The organism is Candidatus Bathyarchaeota archaeon, assembly GCA_026014805.1.
In the GTDB taxonomy this organism is placed as follows: domain Archaea; phylum Thermoproteota; class Bathyarchaeia; order Bathyarchaeales; family SOJC01; genus JAGLZW01.
In genome coordinates this window covers 137,868-146,321 of sequence record JAOZHR010000010.1, presented here as the reverse complement: position 1 = coordinate 146,321, position 8,454 = coordinate 137,868, and the positions used below count along the sequence as shown (strand labels likewise).

12 protein-coding genes and 1 tRNA gene are annotated in these 8,454 nt (G+C 42.8%); 11 read left to right on the top strand and 2 right to left on the bottom strand.

Features of this window, described 5'->3' with window-relative positions:
• Positions 1-35 precede the first annotated feature (35 nt).
• Positions 36-299, bottom strand: coding sequence for a hypothetical protein (locus NWE91_03070; GenBank protein ID MCW3985376.1), 264 nt, complete (start codon positions 297-299; stop codon positions 36-38).
• A 674-nt stretch (positions 300-973) separates the two neighbouring features.
• Between NWE91_03070 and NWE91_03065 the strand changes: the two genes are divergently transcribed.
• Both NWE91_03065 and NWE91_03060 read left to right on the top strand, forming a co-directional pair.
• Entirely contained in the window at positions 974-1,858 is an 885-nt protein-coding gene (locus tag NWE91_03065) for a DUF362 domain-containing protein (protein ID MCW3985375.1), read from the top strand.
• Between the two features lie 211 nt (positions 1,859-2,069).
• Positions 2,070-2,960: a GNAT family N-acetyltransferase gene (locus tag NWE91_03060; GenBank protein ID MCW3985374.1), complete on the top strand. Its 891-nt coding sequence runs from the start codon at positions 2,070-2,072 to the stop codon at positions 2,958-2,960.
• A 135-nt stretch (positions 2,961-3,095) separates the two neighbouring features.
• Here the strand turns inward: NWE91_03060 and NWE91_03055 are convergent.
• Positions 3,096-3,170, bottom strand: a tRNA-Ala gene (locus NWE91_03055).
• 190 nt (positions 3,171-3,360) lie between these two features.
• Here NWE91_03055 and NWE91_03050 point away from each other — a divergent pair.
• From NWE91_03050 to NWE91_03010, 9 genes are all read left to right on the top strand, one after another.
• Positions 3,361-3,825 carry a 30S ribosomal protein S13 gene (locus NWE91_03050; protein MCW3985373.1) on the top strand — a complete coding sequence of 155 codons (465 nt, stop codon included), beginning with the start codon at positions 3,361-3,363 and terminating at the stop codon, positions 3,823-3,825.
• Positions 3,825-4,400 (top strand): 30S ribosomal protein S4, encoded by a 576-nt coding sequence (locus NWE91_03045; protein ID MCW3985372.1) that lies wholly within the window; start codon positions 3,825-3,827, stop codon positions 4,398-4,400. The genes NWE91_03050 and NWE91_03045 overlap by 1 nt, the downstream gene beginning before the upstream one ends.
• Entirely contained in the window at positions 4,397-4,792 is a 396-nt protein-coding gene (locus tag NWE91_03040; GenBank protein MCW3985371.1) for a 30S ribosomal protein S11, read from the top strand. The genes NWE91_03045 and NWE91_03040 overlap by 4 nt, the downstream gene beginning before the upstream one ends.
• Before the next feature lie 65 nt (positions 4,793-4,857).
• Positions 4,858-5,688, top strand: a complete 831-nt coding sequence (locus NWE91_03035) for a DNA-directed RNA polymerase subunit D (protein MCW3985370.1) — start codon at positions 4,858-4,860, stop codon at positions 5,686-5,688.
• Positions 5,669-6,031, top strand: coding sequence for a 50S ribosomal protein L18e (locus NWE91_03030; GenBank protein ID MCW3985369.1), 363 nt, complete (start codon positions 5,669-5,671; stop codon positions 6,029-6,031). The genes NWE91_03035 and NWE91_03030 overlap by 20 nt, the downstream gene beginning before the upstream one ends.
• Before the next feature lie 4 nt (positions 6,032-6,035).
• On the top strand, positions 6,036-6,482 hold the full coding sequence (locus NWE91_03025; GenBank protein MCW3985368.1) for a 50S ribosomal protein L13: 447 nt from the start codon (positions 6,036-6,038) through the stop codon (positions 6,480-6,482).
• A gap of 1 nt (position 6,483) precedes the next feature.
• The gene (locus NWE91_03020) at positions 6,484-6,897 is read left to right on the top strand and encodes a 30S ribosomal protein S9 (protein MCW3985367.1); all 414 of its coding nucleotides are present in this window, start codon (positions 6,484-6,486) and stop codon (positions 6,895-6,897) included.
• 14 nt (positions 6,898-6,911) lie between these two features.
• The gene (locus tag NWE91_03015) at positions 6,912-7,136 is read left to right on the top strand and encodes a DNA-directed RNA polymerase subunit N (protein MCW3985366.1); all 225 of its coding nucleotides are present in this window, start codon (positions 6,912-6,914) and stop codon (positions 7,134-7,136) included.
• 18 nt (positions 7,137-7,154) lie between these two features.
• Positions 7,155-8,432 (top strand): hypothetical protein, encoded by a 1,278-nt coding sequence (locus NWE91_03010; protein MCW3985365.1) that lies wholly within the window; start codon positions 7,155-7,157, stop codon positions 8,430-8,432.
• Positions 8,433-8,454: the final 22 nt, after the last annotated feature.

Below are 8,454 nucleotides of genomic sequence, written 5' to 3'. Positions count from 1 at the left end.
GGCTTGCGCCAGCTTGGTTTGTGAGGTGTATTTTACTAAACTTTTTCTGCAAACCAATTAGTTTTGATTCTTTTGATGATTACTGGCAGTTCTATTGAAACTCTAAATTCTAGTCGTCTATCGGGCATGTTGCAGAATCTTGGACACCATTGATATGGTCCCACTTGGCACAAAAGCTCTCGCATGTTCTTAGTGCTCATGGCATTTGTCAACTCTTCTCTATACTTTAAACAAGGAAGGTAAACATCCGTACTCTCTAATGTGTGGGCGTATTCGATTTTATCCCTTATACACTTCAAGCAAACCGACATACCACGCAAAAGCAAATCCCTTCTATACAATATTTGCCTGCCACCAATATAAAATGCGCGCGCGCATTTCAATTTGATAGGATTTCACCTTTTACCATTCATGCGTTTGTCCTATCAAAAGAGGATGGATTACGAGTGTGCGTGCGTTGTGGTAGTTTAAGTTTTCATTCTTGCTCAAACTCTGCAAGATTGAGACACACATGCACGTAAGTTGGTTCTTCCCTCCTTCGCATGTTCTAGCATGCATTAGAGGTTCATAGCGGAAGTTTACGGTGAGCACAGGTACCTACGCGTGCATCAATGGAGAGTTGAGTGAAAGTGTCGGTGTTTCACTATTCTAGTTGCGCCCTGCGGTGTGGTGTTATTAGCATTCATGAAAAAAGGTTAGTGCCAATGAAAATCTGAAAGCTGCAAAAATAGCTTCTTTTCAAAAATGGTGGATGGGGCTAGATGAGGACTATCGTTTGAACCTATCAAAATCCACTTGTGAGCTACAGAAAGCTGAATCGGTCTTTTGAAAGAAGAAGTTTCAAAATTGAGCACAAGTTAATCATCTCTCCGCCTTGACCCATCCTGAAATCTCCAGTTCCTTAACACGTGCGCATCAACAATTAAGCTAAAGGCTAAATTTCGGTAACATTATTCTCTATCAGTGATTTATTGTGGTTAGCTCAAGTGTCAGCCGAGGAATTGGCAGGATTAGGGTTAATCCTTACAGGAAGGACGACAAGGTGCTGGTTAGTAGAGTTACGAATCTCCGTAATCTGAAGGAAGGCATTTTGAACTCTGTGAATTTGATTGGTGGTTTCAAGAAAATTATCGAAAAAGACGATGAAATCCTATTGAAACCAAATTTTAATACCGCGGATTCTCCACCAGGTTCTAGCGATCCTGATTTCGTTAAGGCAGTGATTGATTTGCTATATGAACATGGCGCTGGGAAGGTGGTTCTTGGTGAATCATCTACTCGTCGGCTTTCCACTCGGAGAGTGTTAGAAGAGACAGAAATGATGGGAAAGGCAGAAGAGGCAGGAGCGGAGGTGGTAGTTTTTGATGAGGGAAGATGGACAAGAATCAGTACAGGTGGCAAGTATCTTAAGAAAGTCAGTTTACCTGAAATTGCATTGGAAGCGAAAAAGGTTGTTTATGTTTGTTGCATGAAGACGCACACGTGGGCGAAATTCACTTTTAGCCTGAAATTGGCGGTGGGTTTCATGAAGCCCAGTGAGAGGATACGACTTCACACGAGGAGTTTGCAGAAGAAGATAGCGGACTTAAACTTGGTGGTTCACCCAAGCTTAATGATTATGGATGGGAGGAAATGTTTCATTTCTGGGGGGCCTGCAAAGGGTGAGTCTAGAAGCCCCGGTATTGTATTGGCTTCTGGAGACAGAATAGCTATGGATGTTGAAGCATTGAAAATAATTGAAAGCTTTGATGGTGCCAGCTTGAAAGATGATCCTTGGAGTTATACTCAGATTCGCAGAGCTGTTGAACTTGGATTGGGCGCAAAAAGCGTGCAAGAATATGAAGTTATAAATGAATGAAATCTTTACAGCGCACATGAACAGCATTTGTAATTTTTCAATTAAAACGCCAGTGTTTACGGATTGTGGACGAAAATAGAAGGATATTGTCGTCTAAATCTGTTGATGAGAGCACACACCAACCTCAGAATAGTTTAATTGCAACGCGCACGCATGCAAGAGTCGTTTGGAAGATGTCGAGCATACACCAGGAAGAAATAGTAAGATAAAAATGAGAGTTGATTTGAAATTCATGCGTACAAAAATCAAGAGAGTGTCTGCATTAGACCGGAACGACATACTTGAGATATCGCGACACATCTGGGAGGGGCATGACTACCTTCCCTTTATTATTGACGAGTGGTTGAAAGACCCAAACTCCTATACTTATGGCTTTGAGGTTGACGATCGCCTGGTTGCGGTGGCCAACCTTAGACTCATTGAAAACGGTCGAACAGGATGGATGGAAGGCTTGAGAGTACACCCTGACCACAGGAGAAAAGGGTTTGCAAATGTCCTTACAGAACATCTAATCAAAAAAGCCGAAGACTTAGGTGTCCAGCGATTCCGATATGCAACCTCAACTGAGAATCAAGCCTCACTGATGCTTGCTGAAAAATTTGGGTTTGTCAAAGTATTAGAGATGGGTGTTTTCTGGCATCCAAACGCTAGAATCATACAATCAATGGGAAACTATCCCCATATAAGAAAATCAAATCCTAACGAAGTCTACAAACTATTACAAGGCAATCCGCACATCATCCCCCACAAAGTCTTAATCTACGACTGGAAGGCTCTAGACAGTACACTCAAAGGTCTTGAAACACTTGGAAAGTCCCACGAGTTCTACATAGCATTGAAAGCGAAGATGGATTCATTATCTTATGCCTATCCCAAGCGTGTACCAGAACGATCGCTGTGGGTCTTTACGATCTGTGCCACTGAACCACACGGTTTCCTCTCACATCTCTCCTACAACATAGCTATAGCCTTGAAAAAAGGCTTCAACGCGATTATGGGTACATACGAAATCGACTTCGAAGAAACTCTGCATAATGTGAACTGGGGCACCGACGAACGTTGGGATACTCATGTGGTTCTACTGGAAAAAGGAATGTATTGAAACCTTCATTCACATACGCTTGGTGAGCAAATAAATGCTGAGGTGAAATGATGCAACATGCCACTAAAATTTTCCTAGAAAAGCACTTTTACTCATTTTTCGGACAAGAAACTGCTTGAAAACCGCTCAATTTTGTGGACGGGACGGGATTTGAACCCGCGGCCTCCACGATGCCAACGTGGCGATCATTCCAGGCTGATCTACCCGCCCTTTTTTCCCAACTTCTAATCATCGAGGCAGTGTAAGGAATAGAAGAAGACTTGTTTAAGTCTTTTCTCGACAACAAAGCTACCATATCGTCCTGACGTTAGATGCACACGCGCAAACTGCTTCTAAAGGAAAGTTTATATAAATTGCGCATCCCTTTCGATAGTTAGCTTCAAAACACTGGAGACTTAAAATGCCAAAAGAATTTCGCCACATCACGCGAATAGCAGACACAGACCTAAACGGCACCCTGAAAGTAGCCAACGCCATCTCCAAAATAAAAGGAGTAGGAGTCAGCATAGCTAATTCCATAGTAAAAAAGAGCGGAGTAAATCCGGATACCCGCCTTGGATTTCTTTCAGATCAAGACCTAGAAAAGCTGGAAGAAATAATTAATAATCCAACTAAATATGATCTCCCAGAATGGCTTTTTAACCGCCGAAAAGATTTGAAAACAGGAAAAAATTTACATCTCACAGGCGCTGACCTCGTTCTTCAAACCAAGACAGATATAAACCTCATGAAAGCCACGAAATCTTGGAAAGGCTATCGACACTCATATGGGCTAAAAGTGCGTGGTCAACGAACTAAGACCACTGGAAGGAAAGGAAAGGCCATAGGCGTCAGAAAGAAGAGAGTCCCAGGAGGTAAACGATAGTGGGTGATCCAAAAAAGCAACGGAAAAAATATGAAACTCCCAGGTTTCCTTTTAAGATAGACATATTGCAGGCAGAACTGAAGCTGCTTGGCCAGTATGGACTGCGAAACAAAAGGGAACTGTGGCGTCACAAGACGGTGTTATCGAAGTTCCGGGGCATAGCACGCTCCATAATGGCCATGCCTGAGGAAGAAGGAGAAAAACTGAAGCAGCAACTTTTAAGAAGACTCGACAGACTTGGAATACTTCCAGAAACCACAGTCTTAGATGACGTGTTGGATCTAGCAATTGAAGACATTCTTGAAAGGAGACTGCAATCTCTTGTCTTTCATAAAGGCTTAGCCAAGTCAATTCATCAAGCTCGTCAACTCATAACACACGGTCACATCACCGTTAGTGGGAAAAAAGTAACGGCACCAAGCTATCTAGTGCTAAGAGATGAGGATGTTCATGTTGACTACGCTCCGATGAGCGCCATAGCAAATATGAATCATCCACTGCGTCAAACCCTAACGAGTATGCCTCAGGCTGAGGCAAAAGAGGAACCAGCTGAAGAGGAGAAAACAGCAGCATGAGTAGGAAAACTGAAAAATGGGGCATCGTCCGCATCTACAGTTCATATAACAATACCATCATTCACGTGACGGATCTCTCAGGAGCAGAAACCATTTCAAGAACCAGCGGCGGCATGTTTGTAAAAGCAGACCGCTTAGAATCCTCACCATATGCTGCCATGCGTGCTGCAAGAGCTGCTGCTTCAACTGCAAAGGAAAAAGGCATAACAGCCATACACATAAAAGTAAGAGCTCCTGGTGGTTCAGGTGCCAGAACACCAGGCCCAGGAGCACAGGCAGCCATACGAGCTTTGGCAAGAGCCGGATTTCGCATAGGACGCATTGAAGAAGTTACACCTATTCCTCATGACGGCACTAGAAGAAAAGGTGGGCGAAGAGGCCGAAGAGTATAAAACGTATCTGCCTAGGCAGTATCAAAAACGCTGATTAATATGTCTGGGAAAGGAATGCAAAACTCGTGAAAATTCAAATCTTAGAAAAGAATGAGGTTTCATTACGTCTGCTTATTGAAGGAACTAATGCGGCTTTCGCGAATACACTGCGAAGAATCATAATTTCAGAAGTGCCTACTATGGCCGTAGACGACGTGGTGATTATCGAAAACTCCTCCACGCTTCGAGATGAAGTTCTAGCTCACCGAATTGGACTTACGCCGCTGAAGACCGATCTAGACACCTACAACTTACCTGAAAACTGTGCCTGCAAAAGCGAGTTTGGATGCAACTTGTGCCGCGTATCTCTGGTACTAGACGTAGAAGCAGAAGACCATACCATAACAGTGTATTCCGGGGACTTCAAGTCGGAAAACCCATCTATAGTTCCAATTAGTAACAAGATTCCCTGGGTCAAGTTAGCGCCAGAACAGAAAATAAGGTTAGAAGCTTACGCGCGGTTAGGAAAAGGTAAAAGTCATGCAAGATGGCAGCCCGTTTCTATGTGCGCTTACAAGTATGTGCCGATCATTAAGGTTGACACTAGACTTTGCAACCTTTGTGGCGACTGCATAAAAGTTTGTCCAAAAAACATCCTTGTAAAAGCAGGAGACAAAATCGAGATTCGAAATATTGAAAACTGCACCTTATGTCAAGACTGCGTAGACGCTTGCCAAAGAAAACCCAAAGCAATAGAAGTAACGTGGGACGAAGACTCGTTCATTTTTGGCATTGAATCAACAGGTGCCCTTTTGCCAGAAAGAATTCTACAAGAAGCACTAAACGTCTTAGATGGAAAGCTAAAAGATTTTCTGAACCAATCAACAGGGAAGCAAGATGAGAAAAACAAAACCTGACAATCCGCAACTACTTGATCTCATTCGCTTTTTGAAGAGAGCAGCAAGAGAAAATGACGCAAAAATATGGGGTAGCATAGCCGACGCTTTGTCTAAACCAAGGAGCAGACGTATATCAGTAAACCTGAGCCGCATAAATCGCCACACTGAGAAAGGTCAAGTAGTGGCTGTTGCTGGTAAAGTGCTCGGGTCTGGGGCACTTCGTCATCCCGCAACAGTTGCGGCCTTCACATTTTCAGCTGCAGCAAAAGAAAAAATAAAAAAGGCAAAGGGGAAATGCTTAATGTTCCATGAATTGGTCAAAAAGAATCCTAAGGGTTCAAACGTAAAAATTGTTGGGTAGAAACATGAAACTGCAAAGCAAACATGTAACAGTCGTTGATGCTAATAATTTGATACTTGGCAGAATGGCAACTGTAGTCGCAAAACGCCTTCTTCAGGGCGAAAGCATCATAATTCTAAACGCAGAGAAAACAGTAATCTCAGGAAAAAGACTTAGCAGAGTAAAAGAGGCAAAAAGAAAGTTGGAAATCGGGCACCCCCGAAAAGGCCCATACTATCCTAGAAGACCCGACCGATTTGTAAAGCGCACTATTCGAGGAATGCTACCTCGAAAAAAGCCAAAAGGTAAAGAAGCGCACAAAAGGTTACGTGTTTTCGTTGGGATACCTCAAGAGTTTAAAGACCAAAACGTGGAAGTAATATCCGAGGCAAAAGCTGAGAAGCTAAAATGCTCATATATTACTGTGGGCGAACTAGTCAAGGAAATTGGATGGATTCCAGCAGGTGAATAACATGTCAAGTTCAAAGAAAATTATAACAATCAGTGGAAAGAGAAAGACCGCTACAGCAAGAGCTACAATAAGAGCTGGCAGAGGGAGAATTCGAATAAACAATGTTCCTCTAGAAATATTTGAGCCACAAACTGCTCGACTAAAAATGATGGAGCCACTTCTTCAAGTTGGCGATGAGCTTCGGAACCGAATTGACGTAAACATAAAGGTTTCAGGTGGAGGTTTCATGGGGCAGGCAGAGGCTGCAAGAATGGCAATCGCTAGAGGACTTCTAAGGTGGACTAAAAGTAAACATTTACAATCGATTTTCACTGAATATGACAGAACCATGCTTGCAGGAGACCCTCGACGAAAAGAACCGAAAAAATTCGGAGGACCAGGTGCTCGCGCCAAGAGGCAAAAAAGCTACAGGTAAGGATGAATTAAGAAATGATTATTCCTGTTCGCTGTTTCACATGCGGCAAAGTAGTAGGCGATAAATGGGAGGATTTTGCTAGACGAGTAAAAGAGGGGGAAGATTCAGGCAAGATCTTAGATGATCTCAGCGTAACCCGTTATTGCTGCCGGAGAATGCTTCTTTCTCACGTAGAAATAATCGACGAAATCATCAAATTCTATGAAATTGGAAAAAAAAGACAACTGAGACCACCATAAAAGGGGAATTACCAAGGTTTGTCCACTCGAATAAAAGAAGTTATGGTGCGCAAAATCTTCAACAGCCGCGGAGAAGAAACAATAGAAGTGGACATAGTAACTAAATCTGGTTTCGGAAGAACCGCAGCGCCAGCGGGAGCAAGTAAAGGCCTAGCTGAAGTTGTATATTACCCAAAAGACGATGTAGACGCAGCCGTGGAGATTGTTGAGAAATTAATTGCACCTAAACTAATTGGCATGAATGCAGATGAACAAGAAGAAATAGACTCCCTTCTCCACGAAATCGACGGGACAGAAAACTTCAGCCGAATAGGAGGAAACACTGCTTATGCAGTCTCCTTGTGCGCCGCAAAGGCAACATCCGACTCTCATCATGTATCTTTATATGAATATCTTGGAGGTTACCTTGCTTATGAACTTCCATTTCCTTTAGGGAATGTCTTAAGCGGAGGTAAACACGCCCACGGTAGAGCCCCAGACATACAGGAATTTCTGGTTTTGCCTATCCGTGCAAGCTCTTTTTGGGATGCCGCTAAAGCCAACGTGGCATTTCACAGAAAAGTGGGCGAAATTCTCAGAAAAACCAAGAAAACGTTTACCAGTGGAAGAAGTGATGAGGGCGCGTGGATCGCCGACATAAACAACAACGGCGCCTTGGAACTCATGAAGCAAGCATGTGAAGACGTTTCAAAACAACTTGGATTCGAATGCAGAGTAGGATTAGACATCGCCGCATCATCGCTTTGGGACCAAAAAAAGAAACGTTACATTTACTCTCATGAAAAAATTGAAAGAACACAAGAAGAGCAAGTAGAATACGTTTTAGAATTAATCGAAAAATACAACCTAATCTACGTGGAAGACCCTTTTCACGAAGAAGATTTCGAAAATTTTGCGAGGCTAACAAGAATAACCAGCAACTGTCTCATATGCGGCGACGACCTATTTGTTACAAACGTTAAACGACTTAAACATGGAATCAGGGAAGCCGCTGCAAACTCGATAATAATAAAACCAAATCAGATAGGAACACTCACCGACGCTTGGGAAGCCGCAAAAATGGCTAAAGAAGCACTATACACACCTGTAGTATCACATAGGTCAGGTGACACTGTGAATGCAGAAATCGCTCATTTAGCAGTTGCTTTCCATTGCCCCATTATTAAGACAGGTGTAGTTGAAGGTGCCCGAATCGCAAAAATTGACGAACTTATCAGAATTGAAGACACGCTTGGAAAAAGAGCAAAAATGGCTGAAATTCCATTAAAGGAGGAAAATATCCCTGTCAGAAAATGAAGATATCGAAAAAACTGAAAAC